We start from the raw sequence: 25,176 nt of genomic DNA, 5'->3' as shown, positions 1-25,176 counted from the left end.
ATTAACATGGGACATAAGTTCCAAATTGATAGATTTCATAAAATTAATAAACAGCCCATATTATTCTATTATATTTATATCTTTAAATGCAAGAATTGCACTTTTTTATTAAATTGAATACTAAGCATGACAAGTTAATGTGATTTAGAACAAAATTTTTGATTTTATAACCGATAAAATAAAAATGATGTATGCTTGCATGAAACTCCAAACCCCTTGCACCAAAACAAATTTTACATTACATATCATTAACACAAATGTAACAAACCGTTCCCGACACCATCCGACAAATTTCAACTTTTTCAGCGATTATCTTTAACTACCTAAATCATGGTATTTATTTACTCAAGCTGAATTAATTCAAAATTAATAACTCTTCACTTTTTAAATAGATAGTGATTTTTTTAGCTCTTTTGAACCATTTCCCAAGCGAAATTTTCTTTAAATTTTCTCTCCAAATTTCGATTTAGGTTAAATATTCTCTCATTTCAGCTATAAATTTTATTTTTTTATTAATAGAAACGTTTTGATTTTTCATTAAAAGTTTAGATTTTTAGAGAATTTATAACTTTTGGACCATTACTTTTGTAAAATGTATTGACCCGAAAACACAAAATAGCAAGTCTCCATGCGGCAGGAAGACTTGCTATTTTATTAAGTTTTGGCGACTTGACCTTAAATAATGGAGTGAATATTGACACAGTGGAAGTACCGAACATATTTGTCGTGTGATGGATACTTTGTACAAATCGAATCGTTTTTGTGCCAAGCTTGTAATGAAACTACCCCCAAGCCAATTTGTATTCGTGCAGCTCCCGATCCCATTCCCATGTTGATTTATCGCTTCCTAAGCGGCTAACGCAATTTGGTCCAGAATTCCCCACAATAACATTTTTGATTGCTCACAATGATCTATACCTTTCCTGATCAAGGAAGTGGTTTGAATAAACGGTGCATCCCAAAGCTCATGAGACCAATTTGCAAGCATTTGCTGGATACAATCAGTGGTAGATTCCAAATGAAACTGCAAACCTAGAACATGTTCTCCATACGCAAAGGCTTGATTCTCACAAGCTTCGGAGTAAATAAGATGCTGGGCCCCATCAGGCAACGTGAACGTATCTCCATGCCAAGCGAATGAAGTGAATTTTTCAGGAATTTTAGCTAACCATGCATGGTATTCTTGCGTCCTGTGGAAGCCATGCCAGCCAATTTCCTTTTCGTGGTTTGGAAATACGGATCCTCCTAAAACCTCCGATATCATCTGAGCCCCTAAACAAATTCCTAGTACTTTTTTCTTCATTTCGATTGCAATTTTTACAAACGCCTTCTCCTCAATAAGCCATGGATGTTCTTTTTCTTGGCAAGCACTCATGGGTCCGCCCAAAATCACAAGGAGATCTAATGTTTTAAGCCACTTCTTATCAATACCTTGGGCAGGATCCTGCACGATTAGTTCGTGACCTGCATGTTTGGACCACGAAGCGATTACGGATGGATCGTCAAATGAAAAGTGACGAAATACAACGATCTTCATATACACTCACCCCTCTTGTTGAATAATCATATATTATCTCACTTTTCAGTATTAACAATATGATTATCCCGAATAATGGGATGATAACAAAAAAATAACTATTCCTCATCACTTCCCTGAATAACGAAACAGGAATTGATAAGGCAGATGATGTGCAATGAATAGGTGTTTCTAAGCAAGCCAAACTACCTAACACGTCCTCTATAGCCAAGCTCGTTGGATATGAGGTTAGCATACTTTTTCACCATGTTTGAATACTTTTCGATGTTAACTTCCCCAAATCTTATCGAAGGTCCAGCAACATTCAAGGAACCGATTACGGTGTTCTCGTATGAGAAGATAGGAGCGCCGATTCCTGTGGTTCCCTCCGTTGCCTCGCTTATTGAGATAGCATATCCATTCTGTTTAATCGTCAAAAGTTCTTGTTCGACATCTTTTCGTAAAAATGCTTTTAAAGAAGTAGTCTCACTCCATTCGAAGGAATCCATGATTGTTTTTTGCAGCATCGGGTTCAGGAAAGCCAGAATAACTCGATTAGAGGCTCCTATAAACAATGGCAAACGCAGTCCAATGGGTTCTGATATTTTCAAGACTTGTGGTGAGTCGACAGAATCAATGTAAATTCCTTCTGCATTTTCTCGAACCGATAAATATACAGTCTCCTTTGTTTGTTTCGATATCTCCTCCATAAAAGGTCTTGCGATGGTACGCAACATTAAACTGTCCCACATTAAAAAACCGTACTTCATAATGGACAGGCCAAGCTTGTAACGTTTCGTCTTTGTATTTTGGGCCACAAAGCCATGTTCCGCTAATGAGGTAAGCAAGCGATGCACGCTCTGCACCGGCATATTTAACGCTTTGCTTATTTCCGTCACACTCATATCTTTCTCAGTGCCTTGCGGAAGCAGCAAATCCAAAATTTGAACAGCCTTAGAAATTACACCAGACAATCTGTTTTCACTCCTCAACTCCAATTTGGACTCATTATACCAAAAAGGTTAGAGAGGATAACATTACAATTGCGATATCTTACAACTGGTTAGTTTATAAAAAAAACGTATCTGGGTCGCCCTTTGAAGGGGTCATCCAAACACGTTTCATTTTTACCCTGATATGATATTGATGATTCCTATCGTGTTTCCCTAAAATTGTACTTTTCAGGAGACATGTTCAAACTGGCTGTTGTATAAATCGGCATAGAATCCGTTTTTACCTAGCAATTCCTCATGATTACCCGTTTCGATAATGTTACCGTCCTTCATGACCAGAATCAGATCGGCGTTTTTAATCGTTGAGAGACGGTGGGCAATCACAAAGGAGGTTTTCCCAACAGTAAGTCGGTCCATCGCTTGTTGAATCAGTAACTCCGTACGCGTATCGACCGAACTTGTGGCCTCGTCCAGAATGAGCATGGGCGCATCTTCAATCATGGCTCTTGCAATGGTAATCAATTGCTTTTGACCGGCAGAGAGATTAGCTTTGTCGTCTAGCACTGTATCATAACCCTGCGGTAAAGTTTTAAGGAAGCTATGCAGACCCACTGCTCTACATGCGGCTTCTACCTGTTCATCGGTAACATGCTCTTTGGAAAAGACGATATTCTCACGAATCGTTCCTTCAAACAGCCATGTATCCTGCAGTACCATGCAGAATAATTTATGAACATTCTCACGTGTTAATTGGCTGATCGGAGTTCCATCAATATAAATTTCCCCTCCGTTCAGCTCATAGAACCGCATGAGCAAATTCACGAGCGTCGTCTTACCGGCACCTGTAGGGCCAACAATGGCAATTTTCTGACCAGCTTCAGCTTTCATAGAGAAATCTTTGATAATCATATGGTCTTCATTATAACCGAAACGGACATGCTTAAATTCGACATCCCCTTTGGCGTTATCCAGCTTCATGGTCTTGTCGCTCTCATCCACCAATTCTTCTTCACCCAGAAATTCGAATACACGTTCACTAGCAGCTGCCGCCGATTGCAAATTGGTTGCAGCCTGCGCCAACTGTGACAAAGGCTGTGTAAACAGACGAATATACACCATAAAGGCCACGATAGTTCCGATCGTCATAACATGTTGGTTCACCAGCAAAGCGCCCACGATACAGACCGCAACATAACCGAAATTCCCGATGAACATCATAACCGGCATCATCAGGCCAGACATGAACTGGGATTTCCATGCATTTGTATACAAGCGGCCATTAATGCCATGAAACACTTCTTTGGCTGCTTTTTCTCCGTTATATACCTTGACTACGTTATGACCAGCATAGGTTTCTTCGATATGACCGTTGATCTGGCCAAGCTCTGCTTGTTGTGCTACAAAATATTTCTGTGAATGCTTCATAATTATGGTCATCAGTGAAAAACCGATCAGCGTAGCTACAATCCCAGTAATGGTCATGATCCAGTTCGTATATAGCATCATAATCAATGCACCCACAAAGGTTGCCAGTGCGCTGACAAGCGTGCCGAGACTGTTGTTTAACGTTTGTCCAATCGTATCGACATCATTGGTCACACGGCTAAGCACATTACCATAGCTCGTAGCATCAAAATACTTCAAAGGCATATGATTGATTTTTCGGGACAGCTCTGTTCGCATCTTCTTTGTAAGACGCTGTGACACGGTTACCGTAATGAATCCTTGGAAATAATTAAAGATAAGGCCGAGACCATACAAAACTACCAATACAAGAACAATCTTCTGAACAGCATTCACATCAATCCCTGTTACGATTCCTTCCTGGATCAGGTTGGCAATATCGCTGAGCTTATCTGGACCAATCACGTTGAAGACGGAACCGGCCAGCGCCAGCACCATAGAGAGTATGATCATAGGCATATAAGCCTTGATGTAGGATAAGAGCTGGTGAATGTTCTTTTTAAAATCATTCGCTTTTTTACCAGTTCCCATCCCTTCCGTAGGACCTCTACCTATGGGACCTCGCTGTTTCATTTCGATGTGCTTACTGCCGACGGTGCGTTCATTCTTGTCCATGTACGAGTTCCTCCTTCGAAAGCTGCGAATAAGCGATCTCCTGATAGGTGCTGCAATTCGCCATCAGCTCTTCGTGTGTGCCGTTCCCTACAATCTCGCCGTGGTCCAGAACGATAATCCGGTCAGCGTCCTTAATGGTGCCTATGCGCTGAGCAACAATGAGTGTCGTAGCATGGCCGGTTTCTTGTTTAAGCGCCGAGCGCAGAATCCGGTCTGTTCTGTAGTCCAATGCCGAGAAGGAATCATCGAAGATATAAATCTCCGGCTGACGGTAGATGGCACGCGCAATGGACAGACGCTGCTTTTGACCACCGGACACGTTCGCTCCACCTTGTGAAATCCGTCCTTGATACTGACCGTCCATTTTTTCGACAAATTCCGTGCCTTGGGCAATCCCCACGGCTGTTTTGACGAGTTTCTCCGAAGCTTCTGCTCTTCCGTTATCGCCATACGAAACGTTGGATGCCACTGTACCGCTGAAAAGTACGGCTCTCTGTGGGACATACCCGATTTTGTTATGGAGTGTCTGCTGCTTATAGTTTCTGACATTCACACCATCCACGAGTACCTCTCCCTCAGTCACATCGTAGAAACGAGAAATCAGATTGATTACGCTGGTTTTACCACTGCCTGTTGCGCCAATAAAGGCAACCGTCTCGCCTTGTTTTGCCGTAAAGCTAATGTTGCGAAGCACAGGCTCCTCCGCATCCGGATATTTAAAGCTGACATTACGGAATTCCACCTGACCCATAACGCCCTCTTCTCCAGCTGTCTCATGCCCGTCAATGATGCGGGATTCGGTATTCAATACCTCCATAATCCGTTTGGCAGAAATCGAAGCTCGAGGCATCAGGAAGAATATCATACTTACCATCATAAAGGCCATGACCACCTGCACCGCATAAGATGAGAATACGACCATATTAGAGAATAGCGAAATGCGGTCCGGCACGGCCGTTCCGTTAATCAGGTAAGCGCCAATCCAATAAATCGAAACACTCAGACCCGACATAATAAAGGTCATGCCCGGACCAACCATTGTCATTAACCGGTTCGCAAACAGGTTTGTATTCATCAATTCGGTATTGGCCTGCCCAAACTTCTCCTCCTGATACTGATCTGCATTATAAGCACGCACTACGCGAAGCCCCGTCAGATGCTCACGTGTTACCCTGTTCAGATTATCAGTGAGACGTTGGATTTTTTGGAAACTGGGGAGAGCAAAAATAACAATGACACTCAGCATCAGGATCAGGACAGCCACAGCCACTCCTGTAGAGGCGGTCCACTGCCAGTTTTTATCTGCGATCTTTGCAATGGCCCACACGGCCAGAATCGGCGCCTTGATGATCACCTGCAACCCCAGCGCAACCACCGTTTGAATTTGGGTAACATCGTTCGTGGAGCGGGTAATAAGGCTGGCTGTTGAAAAGCTGCTCATCTCTTCCATCGAAAAAGATAAGGCCTTGTCAAAGACCATCGCACGCAGGCGCATGGCCAGCCCTGCCGCGACCTTTGCCGCAAAAAAGCCGACAATAATAGATGAAATCATACTGCCGACAGCACATAACAGCATATAAATACCGGGAATCAGCAGGTCCGACATCGGCGTTCCTGCAGTTTGCAGCTTGGTTGTAATTTCGGCCATATAATCAGGCAGCTTCAAATCCAGCCACACCTGCACAACGATGAAGGCCAAGCTGCAGAGCACGAACATCCATTCATTTTTCTTGAGATATTTGAATATCTTCAGCATTCTGTTGTTCTCCTTTATCTGAAAATCTTAGGTGTTTGGTGCAATTAACGTATCCTGCATACGTCCTCTACATAGGAATTTAGCTTTTAGAGACAATAAGCTTGATGAGTCGAATAAACTCTTTGGCATCCTGTTCGTCCAGCTTTCGAAGAATTTTCTCGCTCCATGCGACTCCTTCATTATACCTGTCAATCATAAATTGCTTGCCTAAATCCGTAATGAATACAATCACCTTGCGTTTGTCGTTGGCATCCGTACGTCGTACAACCAACTCTTTCTTTTCCAAACTTTTCAGCGCCGTTGCTATCCGTCCCGTACTGACGGACAAGTATTCGCTCAAATGGCCCGAAGTAACCCCGTCCTGATGACTCAAAGCAATGAGAATTCCCATTTCACCACGAGAGAAATGCACTCGTTCCTCTAATGCCGGTTTGCGCGATTTGACGATACACTCGAATAGTTCGGTTGCCGATGCTTTATAGTCCATTGGCCTTACCACCTTCTGTATTTATCTTATACTGTAAGATAATAATGACATCTGGATATAAAGTCAATTCGGGAAAATATGGATTGGTTGAAGTTTCATGACCATTCACGACCTAGAAGTTGAATGATCGAATAGAATGAATGTGGGGATTTTTAAAGACTCTATTGAAATGGCGGAGCAATCCAGCAGTGAACTGCCCAACATACTGTTTCTGAAGGAATGCGAAGAGGAATTTTCATTGCAATGCAACTGAAACAAGGAGACGGCGACAAGGAGTTTGACGCTTTACTCAGCTATTCACGGAAAAAATCCAAGGAAATATGCTATCCGAATATTGCTGGGGTTGAACCGATGAGTTAGATTTGTTGATATGGACGTTTTAGCTCATTGGAGACAAGGAATACGATGGCATTCTGCCTCTTCATCGTCAATCTAAATCGCGACAAATAAAAAAAGCCGCGATTTTCGCAGCAATAATTTCTCCTATTTATTATCGACTACTCCAGTGATAGAAAATCTTTGGACAAGAATACCGGCTTGATCAATGGTTTGTTTTACAATTGAAGCAGCAGGTTGGTCGTTGGCTAACCGAAGACCCTGGCCCGCCCAAAGTGACATATACTCGGGGCTGTTCGCTTTTGCAGCCGCCTGACGAATGTCCCGGGTCATCGCGTTTTGAATAGGGTAAGCAGGAATTGTTCTCTTTCAATTATAGAAAAACTGGCGCCGAACGGAATATCGACACCAGTTTTTGACCGTACATCTTTTCCAATATTGTGGCTTGACTAAGAAATGCTGAATGAGATTCAACTGAATGAATAAACAAATGTTAAAATGATGCTTTTAGGCAAATTATTGATCAGTGCTATTCAATAGATTCAAGCTTCCATTGTTGATTATAATTGGATGTATACCGCCATTGCTGAATAGGAACTCCCTCTGCAGTGGATAGACCTGTGACATCAGCTGGCTTATTGGAAATGACAGGAGTGATGCGATAGTAACCATCTCCTGTAGAGATAAAAGCAAATTTTTGTTGATCTTGGTCAGTACTAGCAGCCAGTTGGAATTTAGCGCCATGATCAAGAGAGCCATTTGTTACCTCAAGTGAACGTCCACTCTGCACATTCTTGATACTGTATTGACCTCCACCTAGATGCGTAACACTCCATTGCTGATTTGCTTCACCTGTATAGGTTGATTTAATTACACTTGTACCTTCTATCGTATTCTCGGTTTCCATAGCCTTGCCGTCCAAACGCACAAGCAAGCGATAAATACCATTAGGAACATTTCCAGCAGGAAGGCTTGCCTGATCTCCGCTGCCGGCTGGCCGGGTGTAAAGAAGAGTCCCGAAACCAAGTTGGTCAAACGTGGATGGATACTTCAAATTCGGACCACCTTCGGTACCTTCCAAAGCCATTCGGGCAGCAATATTGGGTGCAGACAGACCTTTCCGATTGACATAATGGTTGTAGATCATCGCCCAGATGGGACGCATTTCGCTACGTTTGTCAGGCGATATTCCAGATTGAATATTTACCGCACCGTTTCTTCCTGATCCCCATTCATATGTTGCAAAGGGCACATCCTCGCCATTGTTGTATTTGGCAACATATTCAGCAGCACGCAGGAAGCGATTGTCCGCCCATCCATAAAGATCATCTCCCTGATTCCATGCCATTTCAGCAATTGTTGCCATTAAACCAACGCCTAATTGAGTATGCGCTTGGTCCCTTCCAGACTCTTGCCATTGGGCAAGACCATCAGGATGAAGGAATGGGATCGCATTATAAATGGACCCATTTCCTGCACCATTTTTAAAATATTCAACACCGATATCATAAATATCCTGGCGGTCACAGAATATTCCGATGGCAATGGTGGCAGCCATATTACTTAGATCCCAGTTCGCCCAGTAATTCTGTATATATGAATCATTATGACTATTGCCGTATTCATTGCCAATAAGGAATCTCTCGTTCAATGGTTTGTAAAATACAGTAAGAAGCATGTTCTGCATTTGTTCCACATTAAACCCCGGATAATCTCTCATAAGTTCTGCTGCATTAGCCAACTCATACCCATAAATTCCCGCCGCTAAGTAGCGATCAGCATTGCCGGAGATCGTTTTAAGATTAGAAGACCAGGCATTCAAAATATCACGAGCTGTATCTCCATTTGCGGTGTCCCCTGTAATTTTCCAACGAAGTGCATTCTGGTAAGCACGAGCTATATCATTATACAACAGAGCTACATTTTGCTCATTTCCTCCCCGGATAATGATAGAAGTAGCGCGTGGTTTCCATCCAGCCTGTGAAAGTGGGCTGGACAGCAATTGATTCCAACCATCCAAATAGGGTTGTCTGCCTTCATGAATCATCTGCTTCATTCGGTCAAAATCTGCTTTCGTATGTAATAGACCAGGATGATCAAATCCAGTGGACGCTGCAGCTTTCGGCAATGTTTTCTCAGTGAATCCAAATGCACTTATTACTAGGCAAAAAATAATTGATACTAATAGTGTTTTTTTCAACAATTTACATTCTCCTTATATTAGTGTATTTAAAATAAATCCTCTGCTATTTTTTCTCGATCCCTCCTTTATGTAATTCTCCTTTGAGTTGGTATATATACCTGTTTTTTCTGCGCTATTATGTTTATCGGTACTTCGATGTTTGATAATAGTAATATCTTAAAAAATAGTTCTTTTGAACTGTTAGCTGAAGGATTTGAAAGACAAAAGGTTGTTAACACAAAAAAGCCGCCAATTAGGCGACTTCTTAAATGGTACATGCTCATCAATTTTCTTCATTTTTATTTCCAGTTTCATTGTGGTTATTTCGAAGACTAGGGTTGAGGGCAACTTTGTGCAGACGGTAACCAATTGTACTGGTTGTTCATAACCCTCACAAGGATAGAGACTATCAGATGTTTAATGAATGAAAAAAACGATTTAGATGCTCGGCAAACAATTTAGGATAAGGTATTAGTTCTAACATCTCTACGAATGATCCTGGCCACCCATGAGTCAGCAACAGTGGTCGCTCGGATGTCCCTTCACCTCAAACGTGCACAAAGTGTATGTCGAAGCCGTCCACCTGTTCAATAAACTGTGGGAAACGGTTTAGCCATGCTTCCTGTTCACGCCAAGAGATTGGCGGGGAGCTTTTCACTTACGAGAGAAGGCATCTGAAGCTCAGCCCATTAGGGAGAGAATTAGTACCTCTAACAGAAGATCTACTGGCTACTCATGACCAGATTAGAAATATACGAAGCAACCAGGAGGTTAAAGGCGTTGTAAGGGTGGCTGCACCAGAGTCTTTAACGATTTCTAGATTAAGTCCGATTATTAGGGAGTTCTCTTTAAAATATCCTCATGTCAAATTCATCCTTACCAACGGTACATGTGAACAGAACCAGGTTGACTTAATTAGTGGACGTGTAGATGTGGCTTTGATGGTCTACCCGGAAATACATCCGGAAAAATGCATTCATTATTCTTTGGTCAAGGAGAACATTGTCCTGGTGTGCAACAATGACGGTCCAGACCATTTTGATGAATACAAGCGAGAGAACACCAACCATTGTTTTATTACGAATGAAGAAGGCATTTTAGATAAAGACCAAGAACGCTCAATACCTGACTACGGGTATGTATTGGTGGAGATAATAGCATTAGCTTCCCTATTTCAGAACTGTAGTAATTTCAGTTCCACACCAAGGAGACTTAAGAACCATGAAAATTGTAATTTTATATTTCATCTTGGCTTTGTTAGCATTGTCGATGACCATCTTAATCGATTTACTGTCAGGAATGAGCCTATTTGAAGCATTTCACTCTATCCGGGCGGCCTTCGCCAACACAGCCATACCAGAGGTAATTGTCATGGTGTTTTTTCTATTTCTTCCTTTTGTTAATGTCATTACAGCAGCTGTACGGAAAAGGAGTCTGCGGAAATAACTAAGCTCAACGCTTATCGCTTATCGCAATAGCCCTAATCTTTTGCGTACCCGGTGGACAACGAACAACAGAATGGGAATGGCCGTGAATAGAACAGACAGGATATAGCGCAAAAAGAATGCTCCCTCTTCCAAATGCCTTGGATAATTCTCCGCACTGATCAGCGAACCAAACAGAACAACAACACCAACAGGAATGGCCAGTCTTCGGGTATCTTGTACTTTGAACAAGTCCGCAGTCACAGCTATGACGGCGTAACAATAGAGGGTCATTTTAAAGAATACTCCTATAATTAAAGTTAATATAACAAGAGCATCCAACCGTTGGATAAAATTTGCCAGGTTAACCAGTGTTATCGTAGTGTACATGGGAAAGGTACTTCTCTCATATATATTTTTTCCAAGTACTGAAATTTCGATAGCATGTGTAGAACAAAGCAGGATGCCGCTTAAAACGATAGCCGCAATCCCTGTTTTTCGGGACTGACAAGATTTTTGCAGATGAGGGAAAATTGTAGTCATGCAGATCAGCTCGCCAAAAGGGAAAGTTAAAATATTGGGAAAAGCCGACCTAAGAGCCTGCTTCCAATCCACAGCATGCAGCGGAAACAGATTTTTAAAATCAACCAGCCCCGCAGCAATCACGACAAAAAAACATATGAAACCCATGAAAAAAATAACTATCAGATAAATTTCTGACGTTCTAAAAAACACTTCAACCCCCTTATTCAGAATATATATGACAGCAGTGACCATAATGGCATTGATTATGAATACCGGCGTTTGGTCATAGGAAGCAGCGATCAGCAGGTCACCGGATTCGCGCAAGATTCTAGACCCATTAAACACTAAAACAGGAATGTACAGAAAACTCAATGGCCACCCAATAGTTTTACCCAGGATTTTTTGGGTATATCCGCTGATGATCAGATTAGGATATTGACAGTACAAATCATGAAATATCAGATACAAAAGCACTCCCCCAGGCAAAGCTAGAAGGATCGATAACCATATAGTATGTCCAGTTTCAAGCCCGATGGGAATCACAATGGCCGTTCCTAATTCAAATAAAATAATCATGGCAAACAATTGATTTGTACCAATAACTTTTTTTTTCATCTCTTCTGCTCCGCTTCCTTTTAGTTAAATTGATCCTTATTCATGTACGGCTTTAACCTCATTCCTGTCCCTCGGATATAAGCCTCTACACGAATGTCCAGCTTGCCTTGGGCAAACAAGGAGTCCCACTGCTCTTTTACTGCTTCCCACTCCTTCGGACGGAGACGTTTCAGTTCATTGCCAAAACCAAAAATGTCACTTTTTAACCGCTGAGCTGCTTGTATGGACTGGATTACTTCTTCTTTCGTATGCTTGGCCAATTGCTCTTCCAACTTCATGATCTCGTCCGCACTACTGAAGTCTACAAATCCCCGTGTTTCGTTCACTTTTCCTTCCTCTTGAATGTGAACATGAAAAACGGGTATCCCCTTCTGAAGCTCCACGTTTATATCCGTTTTGGAATAATTTATATGGACTGCGACCGATGCCTCCATATTTTCTGTATCGATGTTGACTATGGTTTGATCTATCTTGTTCTGAACCCATAAGGTACCCTTGGCCTCGGAGCCTTCCAGCCACGCTGTTAGTTTCCCTTTTTTGAACACTCCAAGCCCATTTATTGAGAGAATAGCCTTCACTTCCGTCTGTTCCAAACTTGCTTTCTTCTTGCCTTCTTCCCTGTCTCCGATAATTCGGATGCCACTAATAGCCACTTCTCCTTCCCCAGTGATTTCATTAATTAATTCAAAAATATTGATATTCTTGTTTTCTCCCCATATTTTCGCCGTGTTTTTAGCTTTCTTGACCATGCCTATCGCAGGCAGACTCTCTATAGGTAGTAGGATTTTCAGAACAGCATTAGCATCAACACCTATTGAAACCAGAACAGTAGAGTTCAACCTAAGCTCGTGAGACCTTTCAAACACATCAAAAATCTCATTTATTCCACTTCTGGCGAACGCTTCCCCGATAACAACAAGCTGCGTGTGGGCAAAAAACAACTGTCTTGCTGTCTTTTTTGATGTTTTGCGAAATGCGCCAAATAAAGTCCTGTCCGTCGTAGAATAGACCGTAGTGGTAGATTGTCCTGTATTTGCGCCCGTACTTGTGGCCGTCGACGAAGGATTCACAATTTGAAAAGTGACCTCATATTCCTCTTTATCTGGGGCTTTATCGATTCCAATGCCGGTTACGATCGCCAGTTCATTTAGTTCCCGTCTGTTCCAGCAACTTGTCAGCAGCATAATTATAAGAATACAAAGTATGATTCGCAGCAGCCCTTTATCCTTCATTCGGCTTGCCCCCCTCTTTACCTAATACGTTTATTGTGCTTTTTCTGACTGATTAAGCGCGGTCGGGTCTTCATGAATTGGAAGGGTAATCGGAAGAAGGCATCATGCTGATTCTGGGCTATAAACGGACCCATAGGAGACATATACGGAACCCCTAAGGAGCTTAGACTACACATATGCGCAATCATTATAAAGCTAAACACGCACACGCCGTAGAGCCCCATAAATGCCGCTATGAACATAATGACGAATCGAAGAATTCGCACCGAAAGAGCCATATTGAACGCCGGGGTGGCAAGACTGGAAATACCCGTGAGAGAGACAGCGATGACTATGGCTGGAGTAACAATGCCTGCCTGCACCGCTGCCTGCCCAATTACCAACCCTCCGATAATCGATACTGTCTGTCCAATTGGGCTTGGCATTCGAACGCCAGCTTCACGGATAATCTCAAACGTCACTTCAAGCAGGAGTATCTCAATAAAAGTAGGGAAGGGTACATTTTCTCTCTGGGAGGCCAGATTAATCAACAGCGGGGTCGGGATCATTTCCTGATGAAAATTCAGAGCTGCCACAAACAGACCGGGGCCTAACAAAGAAATCGCCAGACACATAAATCTCAATAACCGGATCAAGGATGAGATATCATATCGCTGGTAGTAATCTTCAACTGCATGAAAAAACATAAAAAAGGTAGTAGGCGCAATCAGCACAAAGGGCGTTCCATCAACAAAAATGGCAATTCGCCCCTCCAGCAGATTACCTGCTACACTGTCCGGACGCTCGGTATTATAGAGTGTTGGAAAAGGTGAATATTTATTTTCTTCAATTAGCTGCTCTATGTACCCTGATTCCAGAATGGAATCAATATGGATACCCTGTAACTTTTGCTTTAGGTTCTGTATCGTCGATTCTTTTGCGATGCCGTTTATGTACATGATAGCCACATCGGTTTGTGTAACAGCACCGATTTTCATCGTTTCAATCCATAGATTGACGTTTTTTATTCTCCGGCGGACCAGGGAGAGATTTGTCCCAATGGATTCCGTAAAACTTTCTTTGGAACCGCGGATGGCTACCTGGGTAGAAGCCTCTGTGACCGCTCTGACCTCGCCCCCGCTGGTGTTCCCGCTAATAGCTTTGGCCATTCCATCCACTAGAATTATCGTATTTCCAGATAAAATGGCTTCAAAAAGCTCCTTCCAGTCATTAAGTACTTTTTCTTCACCGATACTCAAGGCTTTGTCTTTCATAAATTGATAAATTCCGCTTACCGATTTGACTTCCGGACCTCCCCAGTTGGGAGTGTCAAAGGCCATAATGTGCGTAATAAACTCATCGACGATGTTTTTATCATTTAAACCGTTGAGATATACAGCAGCCACCTCTATATGTGAAGTTACCAGCTCAAATTTACGAATAATAATATCAGGGCTGTTTCCAAGCCGGGACCTGATTTCCTTCAAGTTGTTTGCTAAATTCATGGAGATCAAGGGGTCTTCATTACTGGGCATCATCTACACCTCCTGCCCATACTATTTGCTGTCCAAACCTGTTTTATGCAGTATATGGGAATTTTATTATCGGTAATCAGGCCGCTGCTAGATTTTTACTCCTGTATGCCAAAAAGATTACAGTATGTTCACCTGTAATACTCTGAAATATGCTGAAAGAAAAAGAGAGTAGCTGAGAACAAAAATCAAAACTTGTATCGTACCGTACTTCCTTACCCTCAACATTACAAAAATTGACATTTCGGATGAAAATAAGTAGTATAATTAGAAAGATTTATACAAAAAAAGAACCCTTTCCTCATTCCCCTCTATTCAAATTCCTAATTCTATCTATCCTATTTTAAGGAGTGAAAATGCTATGCGCGCACGAATGGTAAAAGCGAATACAAGGAATGTAATCGGTAGCTATTGCAAATGGATCGCGGCTGGGATAATTGTAACTCTCACGGGATGCTCGCTTGCATCCGCCGCTCCTTCACCCTCACTCTCATCCTCAAGTAAAACTAGTGAATCTACCTCCTCCCTGGTTACATTTCAATTGCAAGAGGCTACGATTGCTCAGATGCAGGACGCGATGAAGTCAGGAGCACTGTCGAGTGTCGAGCTCACAGCCATGTACCTCAACCGGGTATACGCCTATGATTCTAGTGGCATTCGGCTGAATTCAATCCCTGTTCTAAATCCCGATGTGCTAAAAGAAGCTGCTCAGGCTGATCAGCTAAGGGCACAGGGGATTAATACCGGGCCTCTGCAAGGCATCCCCTACACAGTTAAAGACAGTTACAAGGTTAAAGGACTAACTGTCGCTTCTGGATCTCCAGCTTTCAAAAATCTGATGGCAAAAGATGACGCCTTTACAGTAGAGAAGATACGCAAATCCGGTGGAGTGCTAATTGGTAAAACCAACATGCCGCCAATGGCAGCAGGAGGAATGCAGAGAGGCGTTTATGGCCGTGCTGAAAGTCCGTACAATCCAAATTATTTGGCTGCAGCCTGGTACTCTGGCTCCTCTAACGGATCTGGCGTGTCAACAGCCGCCAACCTCGCTGCCTTCGGTATGGGAGAAGAAACAGTATCTTCTGGAAGATCACCAGCATCTAACAATGGTTTAATTGCCTACACGCCATCGCGGGGCTTAATCTCCATTCGGGGGAATTGGCCGCTTTTTCCTATACGGGATGTCGTGGTCCCACATACGAGGACTGTCGAGGACATGCTCCGCTTGCTTGACGTGATTGTTGTAGAGGATAAAATCACAAAAGGTGATTTCTGGCGAGAACAGAAAGCCGTTCGCCTCCCTTCTGTCAACAGTGTTCGTCCCAATTCCTATCTAGAGCTGCGAGATACTCAAGCTTTGAAAGGCAAACGAATCGGTGTTCCGAAAATCTATATCGGTAAGGACCATGAAACCACAACTCCGATTAAATTCAGACCTTCAATACAAGCATTATGGGAAAAAGCTGTAAAGGATTTAACAGCTCTTGGAGCTGAAGTTGTGGAAGTTGACTTCCCCTTGCAAGTGAACAGCGAGAAGGACCGACCAACAGCGAAAACACCTGAAGAACGTGGTTTGATGCCGGCAAAATGGAGTGAAAAGGAATTCGGGCTGCTTAATCCTTATGCAGCTGAGGAATTCCTTAAAAGTGTGGGCGATCCGAATTTCCCGTCATGGGCTAATATCGACCCTGCAACTGTCTTCCCGAATCCGCCCGGTTCGGTAGATGCCAAACGTGGCAGAGACCTTGGTCACTATGACGTATTCATTGAAACCATAAAGAAAGGCGTCACCCCTTTCGAACAAATTCCTCAGTTTCATGAAGGGTTGCGGGGGCTGGAAAATGTACGAAAGATAGATTTTGAAAATTGGATGAAGCAAAACAACCTTGATTTTATTGCTTTCCCGGCCAATTCGAATATTGGCAAGGCTGATTCTGATGTGAATGAAACGTCTTATGAGGAGGCTTGGGAGAATGGCAACTATTTCTCCAATACGAATTTCCTTCTACGCGAGTACGGGATCCCAAGTGTGTCTGTGAGTATGGGCGCTATGAAGGATACTGGTATGCCCGTCAATCTGACGATGGCAGGTGCCGCATATAGCGATAATGACCTGCTTCGATACGCTTATTCCTATGAGCAGGCAACCAAAAACCGTCCTATTGCAACACGCACGCCAGCGCTTGAGGATGAAACCTTTTCCTATAACCCGCAAACTGCTCTTCCACCCTCTAAACGCAAGGAAGCAGAAGCCCCTGCACTTAAGTTGAATGCTTCGGTCAAAAACGATGTTCTCGCTTTGGAAGGTTCAGTCACAGATCAAAGCGAAATCACGCAGCTCAAAGTTTATGTCAATGGCATGCGTGTCGCTATTACAGAAGATAAAGCTAATTGGTCAGCAGCGCTCCCAACTACTAAATTCAAGCAGGGAGGCGCCTCCCAAGCTGATACACTGCATATTCTCGTGCTGGCGAAGGATATTTACGGAAATACCGCAGCTCAAATCAAGTCTGTCACTTTACCCTAATGACGAAGGACATCATGGTCTTAGCAACGGGATCATTGAGCTGGGCAGGCTGGAGGTTGGTCAGATGAAGCTGTAACTTCCAGCTCTTTGAATTAAATATTTAAATTAGCAAACTCCCTCGCTGCTTTCACAGTATAGGGAGTTTTTCTTCAAATCCCATCATTATTCAGCTTACCTGCTTCAGTCCAACCGCTGAACTGAGTACTATCGCAATGAATAAAATTCTCGTGGTATTACGTGATTCACCATAAAGGATCATATCCAGTATGGCCCCGACCAAAGCTCCAATACCAGTTTTTGATAACGCTGTAAATGTAGTGCGGAACTAAAGCAGCAATGAAAAAAAGCCTGAGATCATACTGCATACAGCAGTTTTTCTCCCAGGCTCTTATCCCTCCGTGACACAGTACAACGACTGTGAGTTTTCTCTTGGACCAGCCGATATGACATCGCGAAACCCTAGAAAATCTTTTTAAATTCAATTATAGTATTAATGTTTTGGTCATTATGAAATCAATCTGTTCTTCATCCCCCATATAAAAAGAGTGTGCACCCGTTTGAACAAACCCCATTTTCTCATAAAAAGCAATGGCATTTTCATTTTTTTCCCATACACCGAGCCAAACCTTCTTTTTATGATGTCCCAGTGCAATTTCGATAGCTTTATTTAACAGATGCTTACCCAGCCCATGTTTTTGAAATTTGTTTTTAATATAAATCCTCTCCACTTCGAGTGACTCATCACCCATTTTTTCGGATTGGGCATCATTTATATTGATCTTCAAATATCCGGCAAGTTCTTCATTGAAATAGATGAAAAAGATTTCTGAAGAGACATTAGCCAATTCCTTATCCAGCTGTTTCAAGTTAAATGCTCTTTCCAGATAGGCTTGCATATTTTCAGGTGAATTTTGATCTTTAAAAGTATCGTTGAATGTTTCAATGCTTATTTCTTGGAGTATTTGTACATCTTCACAGCTGCATTTGATCATTTTCACATTCATTATAACTATATCGCTCCTTCATATAAATCAATTAATAATTTCTTTTGTTCCCTTTTTTCACAAATTCCCATTCATCACTTATATTTTTTCTTACTCTTTGAAGAAGAGTAAAAATAGTGTTTACTTCACTTTCCGAAAATCCCGCTAATGCAACTTGATCCGAATAATCATGTTCTCTTTTTATGAAAGGATAAACACTGTTTCCTTTTTCTGTTGGAAAGAGTTTATTAATTTTTTTGTTATGCTGATCCTCTTTCTTTTCAATAAAACCATTAATTACAAGTTTTTGGATAGCGCGAGATGCTGTTGTTCGATCTACTTTTATCATCTCAGCTAACTTTTCTTGAATAATTCCTGGGTTTTCACATATTCGTACAAGGTATAAATACTGTCCTTTTGTAAGGTCATATTCTTTGAATTCAATATTACTGATAGAATCTAATGCCCTTGCTATCATTCCAATTTCACGAAGTACTTCCTTCATAATGAACTCCTTTGCTCCTATTTTGTTGCAAATGCAATAAACATAGTATATATTTAATCTACCCTAATTTTGTTGCATTTGCAACTTGAAATTATAATAAAGAGGTCGAGTAAAGTGAAATATGTTTTTTTTGTAATAGGAATTTTTATATTATCCCTTGGTATTTCTTTCACTATACAATCAGACCTTGGGACATCACCTTTTGATGCACTATTGGTAGGACTATCCACAAATGTGGGGCTTACTGTAGGAAGTTGGGAAATCATAATGGCTTTAATCTTGATCTGTTGTAATTCACTTTTAAAAAGACAAAGACCAGAAGTTTTGGGGTTGTTAACAGCATTTATAACGGGGATTGGTATTGATATGTGGCTTTTTTTATTGCAGGATTTAATAACACCTGAACTATGGTACAGCAAAGTTGTTTGTTTTGGAACTGGTTTAGTTATTGTGGGATTAGGAACTGCAACCTATTTACAGACAAACTTTGCACCCATTCCAGTTGACCGATTAACCATAATCATACAAGAATTAACTGGAAAAAATCTATTTTTTTCGAGAACATTCATTTACCTTATCTTCTTGATCATAGCATTCATTTTAAATGGACCCATTGGCATTGGAACTTTGTTAACTGTTTGTTTAGGGGGGGTAATACTCAATTATTTCATGCCCCTCACTGGAAAAGTATTAGACCGCATATTAACACACTCTGGTACATCACCAAATCATGATAAAGATAAAAAGCATTCAATGTAGAATGCTTTTTATCTTTATCATTCAACTGACCTGATCTGAAGGCATAATATCATTATATTAATTTCAATACAGAATCTTTGTTTTCAGTTTTAAGTTTCTCTAAAAGAATTGGTACAGTTATTTGTCTCTTAATTGGTACTTTAATTGTGTCTAATTCATTTTTATAATGTGTTTGTATTTTGAAGGTCAATTCATAAAGGAGTGTAACTTTATGTTCCACGGATTATCTGCTTTTCCACTCACCCCGGTGAATGAGACAGGCATTGACGAAAAAGCATTTGTAGCACTGATTCAACGATTAGTTGCAGCTGGTGTAGACTCAATTGGGGCATTGGGTTCAACTGGAAATTATGCATATCTTAATCGAGAAGAACGTTTCCGGGTTCTTCAACTTGCTGTCCACTCAGCAGACGGGATTCCCGTGATGACAAGTATAAGTGCGATTCGTACCTTAGAAGTACTTCGATTAGCGGAAGATGCACAAAGAGCAGGAGCAAGTGCAGTGCTGCTAGCCCCTATCTCCTATCAAGCACTAACGAATGAAGAAGTATTTTCACTCTATGAACAGGTAACCCGTTCACTCTCCATTCCACTTTGTGTCTATGATAATCCAGGTACCTCCCATTTTCATTTCAGTGACGAATTGCACGGCCGAATTGCTGAGTTACCTCATGTTGGTTCTATTAAGATTCCCGGAGTACCTAATGATCCCGAAGCAGCCAAGACACGCATCAAAAAACTACGAGAGTCGATTCCTCCCCATGTAACTATAGGAGTAAGTGGAGATTCATTTGCAGTCACCGGCTTGAATGCAGGTTGTGAAGCATGGTACTCCGTTCTCGCCGGTTTGTTTCCAAAGGCGTGTCTAAAAATAACCCGATTGGCCCAGGACGGTTTTGCTGACGAAGCAGAACGACTCTCGACACTACTTGAACCTATTTGGACGTTATTTCATCAGTATGGTAGCCTTCGTGTTGTTTCAGCAGCAGCAGAAATAAGTGGCTTAATCTCAAGTCCCAGTCTTCCTCTGCCCTTACAACCATTGAATCAATCAGCTAGAGAACACTTGAAACTTATACTAAAGAATCTTCAGGAATGAATTGTTTCTTTTACTATTTATCAAAAAAAGAGCGGAATCTCAACATGTATCTAGATTCCGCTCTTTCAGCATGGAGACGCTGTTTTAGCTTAGGACTGTTTTCTTATCGAATCCGTCCAGAGAGCATCCACAGGCGGTAATTCGCTCCCTTGTGTCATATATATCCGGTCGACTCGGAGTTGCGACTTTCGAGCTAAGATCGAAAACAGGTGAACACCACTGGGCAATTCCAAATCCGACAGTAAACACCAATAGTACACTTGAGCGTTGTTATACGTATGCAGTGTGCCCTTGCCCAATTGTTCGGATAACGGTCTTACTACGCCGTCCAGCGATAAGTAGCATGAATCGGATTGGTCGTTATGATGTCGAACCAAAATCCAAATATGGTAAAGACCTGAATTCGTGATGTTTATTTTGTAATGCATCGCTGGAGCAATATCCGGGTTATCCCACTGCCTTCCAGGCTCAGAGACATGCATGGCGAAACCTGTTCTTCCATTGGTTTCGGCCTGTAAGTGGCTCCAGCGAATAGCATTAACGTCTTTACTGGACGTGAGATATGCATTTTCAGAGTTTTCCAACGCATATTCGGCTTCGATCGCAACGATGCCGTTCGATTCGATAAACATACCCGCACCAAATTCTTTTATAACATCCTTTGTACCATCAGCATCACAAATTTCTGTATAGCGTTTATCCCCTAACGTGGTCTGCGGAACATCAAAACATTTCAAGAAGATTTCATCGATGGTGGCGTAAAAATCTCTTGTGGCATAAAGGACGACGGGAAGAGGTACTTCATGCTCCCCCGTTTCGTAAAATTGATTACATAATTGTTCGACTTCATTCCAATTCACAGTAGGACTTTCCAGTCCATGATCGGTAACCAGCCTATGATGATGCTCACTGGAAATCGGTCCTAAATTGCTCGTTTTTTGCTCTTTCGTATATATCACGAACTTGTTGATAGTGACATAAGGATCTACCATATAAATTTTTAAGACATGTATACCGGAAGCCAGGTAGGGCAGCTCCACTCTCATTTTCTCACCGTTATTAAAGACGGCTTCCTGCCAAGCCCCCAACCACTCGTCACGAGTCTCTGATTCTACCAGAATGGGTGCTGTATCATCGACTCCAATACCGAAACGAATATTGCCTGTCGAATTTAAAGTAAGAAAACGATGAATCTCTAAGGTAAACTGTCCAGCCTCTTTCAAAAAAATATCGTATCCTAAATATGGATGATTCTTAAGCTCTCCTGCAAGCGGTCGTAGTTCACCGCTCCAGGCCATCATCGCGGCTCCCTCATACCTTGCCATCCCCGGTATGGCCACCCAACCGGACTTATCGGTCGAATCTACACCGGGAACATTATGGTCGTAGGAGGCTGCTGGGATAGACACATACCCGTCTGCCTCTATATGTCCGTAAAACGTTTCAGGAACATTTACACCTTTCTCAACTTGCACCTTTATTGGAACAGATGTCATATCTTTATGGTTTCGGACGGTCAGTTGCGCAGTCTTTCCCGCATGCTTATACGGATCGATGACCGAGACAAGAATTCTTTTCTCCGTTTGGATCGATCCTTCACTTTCGGAAAGAATGATCCAATCTGCGTCTTCCATTGCCTCAATCGTGAATGGAATGGTTCCGTTCCCCTGGTTTCCAATCTCGAACCATTTTCGTTTCTGACCATGGATGGAAAAGCGCAGCGTTGGTTCTTCATTCCAAAGGTCGATTCTCATGCCACCTTGAGCAATTTTCAATGCGGGCTTTCGCGCAGGATATAAGGCGGTAGGCGGTGGTGGAAAACTTTCCGGTGTCAGGATTCCGTTCCACTTGCCTTCACTCATTTTTGCGTTATAGAAATGAAGCATTCTTCGTTTGTAGTCCGCCATTTTTACCGAAAGCTCCACATATAGGTCAGCAGCCTGCATGTTTCCGCGCTCATAAGAAAGCGTGCTTCTGTCGGCAAAATAAAACTCATGGTTGGTATAATACGATGCGTGAATTTTCATGAGAAACATCTGGAAAAATGCAACCCGCTCCTGCACCGGAAGGCTGTACATTATGGCATTGCCTCGACGAAAAACATCCTCCAACCGCATTAATCTACGCCCTGCTTCATCACCTAATACAGTTTGTGAAAATACATTGGATTGCATATGTTCGATCTTTCGTACGTTAGTGACCTGTGCAAATGTTTCGTATATTTCCGCAGCTTCAGGTCCGTGATTGCCGGAAAAATTGGCATTTATCCAAGATTCGACGAATTTGGAAGCATTCTTGGTCATTCCTTCTTCTTTGCCGGCTTCCCAGCCAGATCGCAAAAAGAATTCCATATCCTGTTCAAGGGGCTTCAACCCGCCAACATTCAGAATCCACAATTTCCGGATTCCCGATTCATACGATTTTTTCAATTCATTCCCTGTATGGGCCAATGGAATTGAATTGATAAAAAGATAACTCATCGCCGTTCCTGGAGCTGCCCAGTAAGAACTGTGATAATACAAACCGTTGCCTCCACTGCGTTGACGCTCCTTCTCATTCGGATATCGGCGCATATGCCCAAAGTTGTCGTTTGCCCAAATGAGGGTCACACCTTCAGGTAGATCAAGACCTCGGTCATATAGCTCTAATACTTCTTTGTACGGGATAAATGTCTGTAATGAAGCATTTTCTTTTGACTCGCCGATCACGTCCTTGAGAATTTGCTTTTGATCCTGTATGACCTTTCCTAAAAGAGAACTCTTGGCTTTTGCCCGTTCTTCCTTAGACATGGAATTATCATCATCAATGGACTGCGTATGAAATCCAGAGTCATGGATTCCACGCATGCCAACCGTATAACACACTTCGTAATTTTTATTCTTCTCGACACTTTCCCGCCAATATTCCTGTAGAATTTCGCGATTTCGACCTTCGATGGAATAATCGTATGAGGCGTCGTCATAACCCTTGGCTGCGAGCCATGGCTCCCATTCATTCTGGTTGCTGCGAAGCAACATATCGCAATGCGACGTGCCTACTACAATCCCCATTCTTTCCGCGAGTGCTCCATTTTCGGGATTCTCATTAAAATAATTCACATGCATGGCAGGCCAAATGAAATTGGCTTTCAGACGAAGTAAAAGTTCAAAAATAGATTGATATGCGTCAGGTCCGATTGTGCCATCTTGAGTATGAATCTTGGCCCAGTCATCAAGCTCTTCCTCATCATTCAGGAAAATTCCCCGGTACTGAACCGCTGGCCAATCTGCTTTGGAGAAGTCCAAAGGCAAACAAAATACATCGCAGGTTTTCACCGGTACATCCGCCCAGTAATACCACGAAGACACACCCATCGCCTCGCACAAGTCATAGATTCCGAAGATGGTACCGCGCCTGTCGGTTCCTATGATATATAACACACCGTCAATGACTTCCTGAAGAAATGCTTCCCACCGATACGAGCCATCCTCCAGCATCAGTTTTTTCAGCGATACCCCTTTATCTTGCAGATAAGCGAGTAACAGCTCATTGTCTGTGATCGTGCCGATCACGATGCTGCTTTGGTCCATTTCTTTTGCTCGCACTAGCTTACAACCGCAAACCCAATCAATATCTCGCATAAGATTGCAAAAAGCAAGATGCACCGCGCTGTTTTCCGTTTCGGAAACAAAAACAGGCACCTCGTGATTTCTTTTCAACAGTTCAAATTCATTCTGGGTTTGGTGTGATTTCAAGTGTCTAACCTCCTCATGTGCTCCATTCGGAAGAAAATCTGGTAGCTAAACTATACCTGAATACCAAGCAATAATCTTTTAATATGTTGCCGAATTATCGATTTATTATATTATATTGCTATAGGATGGAGGTTGAGCAATGGTTGCTGATGTAAGTCATACGCACCCCCTATTTTCAATCGAGTATGTCGTCCATGATGCAGACCACGACATGACCAATTTTCATTATCACGATGCATATGAACTTTATTTTCTAGAAAAAGGGTATCATCAGATTTTGATCCAGGACTCCATCTATGACATTAAGCTGCATGATGTTGCACTGTTCAAACCAAATCTGTTCCATAAAAGCTACCAAAATCAAGGCTGTGCCAGAACATGTGTCTATTTCACGGAGCGTTTCTTGCGATTATATTTTACGGAGCGGGCAATAAAATCTTTATTAGGCTGCTTTGATACAGAAATTATCTCTTTGAAAGAAGAAGTATTTGCGAAAGTGAAAAGGCTATTAAAGTCCCTGGAGAAAGAAAACGTCTCGTGTGAGAATGATCGTATTTTTATACTTTTAGCTGAACTGTTATCTCTATTAAATAATAATAAGGATTCCCAAACAGTGGAGCAGCAGTCTTCCAAGTACGCTAACTTTGGACCTATTCTGTCGTACATCAACCAAAACTATAACAAAATCACCAAAATCGAAGATATTGCAAAGTCGTTTTACATGTCCAAATATTATTTGTGTCATCGTTTTAAAGAAGCCACGGGACTTACGGTTATTCAATATTTAAATAACATTAAGATTCAACATGCTTGCAACTTGCTGATCAATACAAAGTTAACGATACTCGAGATTGGTAACGAATGTGGCTTCAACTCGTCCATGTATTTTTGTAAGATCTTTAAACAAACGGTATTTATGACACCTAGGGAATTTAGAAAGAAAGCTAGATAAG

17 protein-coding genes, 3 pseudogenes and 1 riboswitch are annotated in these 25,176 nt (G+C 42.0%); of the genes and pseudogenes, 6 read left to right on the top strand and 14 right to left on the bottom strand.

Going from position 1 to position 25,176, the window contains the following annotated elements; genetic code table 11:
• Nucleotides 1-847 precede the first annotated feature (847 nt).
• From ACUC6J_RS12095 to ACUC6J_RS12065, 7 genes and pseudogenes are all read right to left on the bottom strand, one after another.
• The gene (locus ACUC6J_RS12095) at nt 848-1,537 is read right to left on the bottom strand and encodes a type 1 glutamine amidotransferase (RefSeq protein WP_447250260.1); all 690 of its coding nucleotides are present in this window, start codon (nt 1,535-1,537) and stop codon (nt 848-850) included.
• Between the two features lie 185 nt (nt 1,538-1,722).
• Entirely contained in the window at nt 1,723-2,490 is a 768-nt protein-coding gene (locus tag ACUC6J_RS12090) for an IclR family transcriptional regulator (RefSeq protein WP_045245285.1), read from the bottom strand.
• Between the two features lie 207 nt (nt 2,491-2,697).
• Nucleotides 2,698-4,548, bottom strand: coding sequence for an ABC transporter ATP-binding protein (locus ACUC6J_RS12085; RefSeq protein ID WP_447250259.1), 1,851 nt, complete (start codon nt 4,546-4,548; stop codon nt 2,698-2,700).
• Complete coding sequence (locus ACUC6J_RS12080) at nt 4,535-6,304, bottom strand: ABC transporter ATP-binding protein (protein WP_447250258.1); 1,770 nt, start codon at nt 6,302-6,304, stop codon at nt 4,535-4,537. The genes ACUC6J_RS12085 and ACUC6J_RS12080 overlap by 14 nt, the downstream gene beginning before the upstream one ends.
• A gap of 79 nt (nt 6,305-6,383) precedes the next feature.
• A complete protein-coding gene (locus ACUC6J_RS12075) occupies nt 6,384-6,791 on the bottom strand; it encodes a MarR family winged helix-turn-helix transcriptional regulator (protein WP_025364880.1) in 408 nt (135 codons plus the stop codon).
• A gap of 483 nt (nt 6,792-7,274) precedes the next feature.
• Nucleotides 7,275-7,490 (bottom strand): annotated as a pseudogene (locus ACUC6J_RS12070) (nitronate monooxygenase); the annotation flags it as partial.
• A gap of 166 nt (nt 7,491-7,656) precedes the next feature.
• Nucleotides 7,657-9,330 carry an RICIN domain-containing protein gene (locus ACUC6J_RS12065; RefSeq protein ID WP_249507471.1) on the bottom strand — a complete coding sequence of 558 codons (1,674 nt, stop codon included), beginning with the start codon at nt 9,328-9,330 and terminating at the stop codon, nt 7,657-7,659.
• Nucleotides 9,331-9,938: 608 nt separating this feature from the next.
• Here ACUC6J_RS12065 and ACUC6J_RS12060 point away from each other — a divergent pair.
• Together ACUC6J_RS12060 and ACUC6J_RS12055 are read left to right on the top strand one after the other, a co-directional pair.
• Nucleotides 9,939-10,403: pseudogene (locus tag ACUC6J_RS12060) on the top strand (LysR family transcriptional regulator); the annotation flags it as partial.
• Between the two features lie 127 nt (nt 10,404-10,530).
• Entirely contained in the window at nt 10,531-10,755 is a 225-nt protein-coding gene (locus ACUC6J_RS12055) for a hypothetical protein (protein WP_016818801.1), read from the top strand.
• 20 nt (nt 10,756-10,775) lie between these two features.
• On the opposite strand, the gene ACUC6J_RS12050 is transcribed toward ACUC6J_RS12055, so the two are convergent.
• Genes ACUC6J_RS12050 through ACUC6J_RS12040 form a run of 3 tightly spaced genes read right to left on the bottom strand, consistent with a single transcriptional unit; the run spans nt 10,776 to nt 14,622 of the window.
• Entirely contained in the window at nt 10,776-11,873 is a 1,098-nt protein-coding gene (locus tag ACUC6J_RS12050; protein WP_447250257.1) for a GerAB/ArcD/ProY family transporter, read from the bottom strand.
• Between the two features lie 20 nt (nt 11,874-11,893).
• Nucleotides 11,894-13,105, bottom strand: coding sequence for a Ger(x)C family spore germination protein (locus ACUC6J_RS12045; protein WP_447250256.1), 1,212 nt, complete (start codon nt 13,103-13,105; stop codon nt 11,894-11,896).
• Nucleotides 13,106-13,122: 17 nt separating this feature from the next.
• Entirely contained in the window at nt 13,123-14,622 is a 1,500-nt protein-coding gene (locus ACUC6J_RS12040; protein ID WP_225164881.1) for a spore germination protein, read from the bottom strand.
• 355 nt (nt 14,623-14,977) lie between these two features.
• On the opposite strand from ACUC6J_RS12040, the gene ACUC6J_RS12035 reads away from it, so the two are divergent.
• Nucleotides 14,978-17,143, top strand: coding sequence for an amidase (locus tag ACUC6J_RS12035; protein WP_447250255.1), 2,166 nt, complete (start codon nt 14,978-14,980; stop codon nt 17,141-17,143).
• Nucleotides 17,144-17,309: 166 nt separating this feature from the next.
• Here ACUC6J_RS12035 and ACUC6J_RS12030 read toward each other — a convergent pair.
• The 3 genes and pseudogenes from ACUC6J_RS12030 to ACUC6J_RS12020 all read right to left on the bottom strand — a co-directional run.
• Nucleotides 17,310-17,438 (bottom strand): annotated as a pseudogene (locus tag ACUC6J_RS12030) (QacE family quaternary ammonium compound efflux SMR transporter); the annotation flags it as partial.
• Nucleotides 17,439-17,518: 80 nt separating this feature from the next.
• A riboswitch (guanidine-I (ykkC/yxkD leader) is annotated at nt 17,519-17,617 on the bottom strand.
• Nucleotides 17,618-17,625: 8 nt separating this feature from the next.
• A complete protein-coding gene (locus tag ACUC6J_RS12025; RefSeq protein WP_016818796.1) occupies nt 17,626-18,147 on the bottom strand; it encodes a GNAT family N-acetyltransferase in 522 nt (173 codons plus the stop codon).
• A gap of 31 nt (nt 18,148-18,178) precedes the next feature.
• On the bottom strand, nt 18,179-18,631 hold the full coding sequence (locus ACUC6J_RS12020; RefSeq protein ID WP_017426905.1) for a MarR family winged helix-turn-helix transcriptional regulator: 453 nt from the start codon (nt 18,629-18,631) through the stop codon (nt 18,179-18,181).
• Between the two features lie 114 nt (nt 18,632-18,745).
• Here ACUC6J_RS12020 and ACUC6J_RS12015 point away from each other — a divergent pair, with 114 nt between their 5' ends.
• The gene (locus ACUC6J_RS12015) at nt 18,746-19,390 is read left to right on the top strand and encodes a YczE/YyaS/YitT family protein (RefSeq protein ID WP_257127056.1); all 645 of its coding nucleotides are present in this window, start codon (nt 18,746-18,748) and stop codon (nt 19,388-19,390) included.
• A 211-nt stretch (nt 19,391-19,601) separates the two neighbouring features.
• On the top strand, nt 19,602-20,489 hold the full coding sequence (locus ACUC6J_RS12010) for a dihydrodipicolinate synthase family protein (RefSeq protein WP_447250254.1): 888 nt from the start codon (nt 19,602-19,604) through the stop codon (nt 20,487-20,489).
• Nucleotides 20,490-20,578: 89 nt separating this feature from the next.
• On the opposite strand, the gene ACUC6J_RS12005 is transcribed toward ACUC6J_RS12010, so the two are convergent.
• The gene (locus ACUC6J_RS12005; protein ID WP_447250253.1) at nt 20,579-24,223 is read right to left on the bottom strand and encodes a glycosyl hydrolase 115 family protein; all 3,645 of its coding nucleotides are present in this window, start codon (nt 24,221-24,223) and stop codon (nt 20,579-20,581) included.
• Between the two features lie 139 nt (nt 24,224-24,362).
• On the opposite strand from ACUC6J_RS12005, the gene ACUC6J_RS12000 reads away from it, so the two are divergent.
• Nucleotides 24,363-25,175, top strand: a complete 813-nt coding sequence (locus ACUC6J_RS12000) for an AraC family transcriptional regulator (protein ID WP_447250252.1) — start codon at nt 24,363-24,365, stop codon at nt 25,173-25,175.
• The last annotated feature ends 1 nt before the right edge of the window (nt 25,176 follow it).

Source organism: Paenibacillus sp. JJ1683, assembly GCF_053006485.1.
The sequence above is the reverse complement of the archived record's forward strand: the minus strand, read 5'-3'. Positions and strand labels throughout refer to the sequence as shown.

Bases quoted from the DNA above. Each gene is read 5' to 3' on its own strand.
- ACUC6J_RS12000 (WP_447250252.1), top strand. From the start codon at position 24,363: ATGGTTGCTGATGTAAGTCATACGCACCCCCTATTTTCAATCGAGTAT.
- ACUC6J_RS12035 (WP_447250255.1), top strand. From the start codon at position 14,978: ATGCGCGCACGAATGGTAAAAGCGAATACAAGGAATGTAATCGGTAGC.
- ACUC6J_RS12045 (WP_447250256.1), bottom strand. From the start codon at position 13,105: ATGAAGGATAAAGGGCTGCTGCGAATCATACTTTGTATTCTTATAATT.
- ACUC6J_RS12025 (WP_016818796.1), bottom strand. From the start codon at position 18,147: ATGAATGTGAAAATGATCAAATGCAGCTGTGAAGATGTACAAATACTC.
- ACUC6J_RS12075 (WP_025364880.1), bottom strand. From the start codon at position 6,791: ATGGACTATAAAGCATCGGCAACCGAACTATTCGAGTGTATCGTCAAA.
- ACUC6J_RS12040 (WP_225164881.1), bottom strand. From the start codon at position 14,622: ATGATGCCCAGTAATGAAGACCCCTTGATCTCCATGAATTTAGCAAAC.
- ACUC6J_RS12080 (WP_447250258.1), bottom strand. From the start codon at position 6,304: ATGCTGAAGATATTCAAATATCTCAAGAAAAATGAATGGATGTTCGTG.
- ACUC6J_RS12095 (WP_447250260.1), bottom strand. From the start codon at position 1,537: ATGAAGATCGTTGTATTTCGTCACTTTTCATTTGACGATCCATCCGTA.
- ACUC6J_RS12055 (WP_016818801.1), top strand. From the start codon at position 10,531: ATGAAAATTGTAATTTTATATTTCATCTTGGCTTTGTTAGCATTGTCG.
- ACUC6J_RS12050 (WP_447250257.1), bottom strand. From the start codon at position 11,873: ATGAAAAAAAAAGTTATTGGTACAAATCAATTGTTTGCCATGATTATT.
- ACUC6J_RS12010 (WP_447250254.1), top strand. From the start codon at position 19,602: ATGTTCCACGGATTATCTGCTTTTCCACTCACCCCGGTGAATGAGACA.
- ACUC6J_RS12085 (WP_447250259.1), bottom strand. From the start codon at position 4,548: ATGGACAAGAATGAACGCACCGTCGGCAGTAAGCACATCGAAATGAAA.
- ACUC6J_RS12020 (WP_017426905.1), bottom strand. From the start codon at position 18,631: ATGAAGGAAGTACTTCGTGAAATTGGAATGATAGCAAGGGCATTAGAT.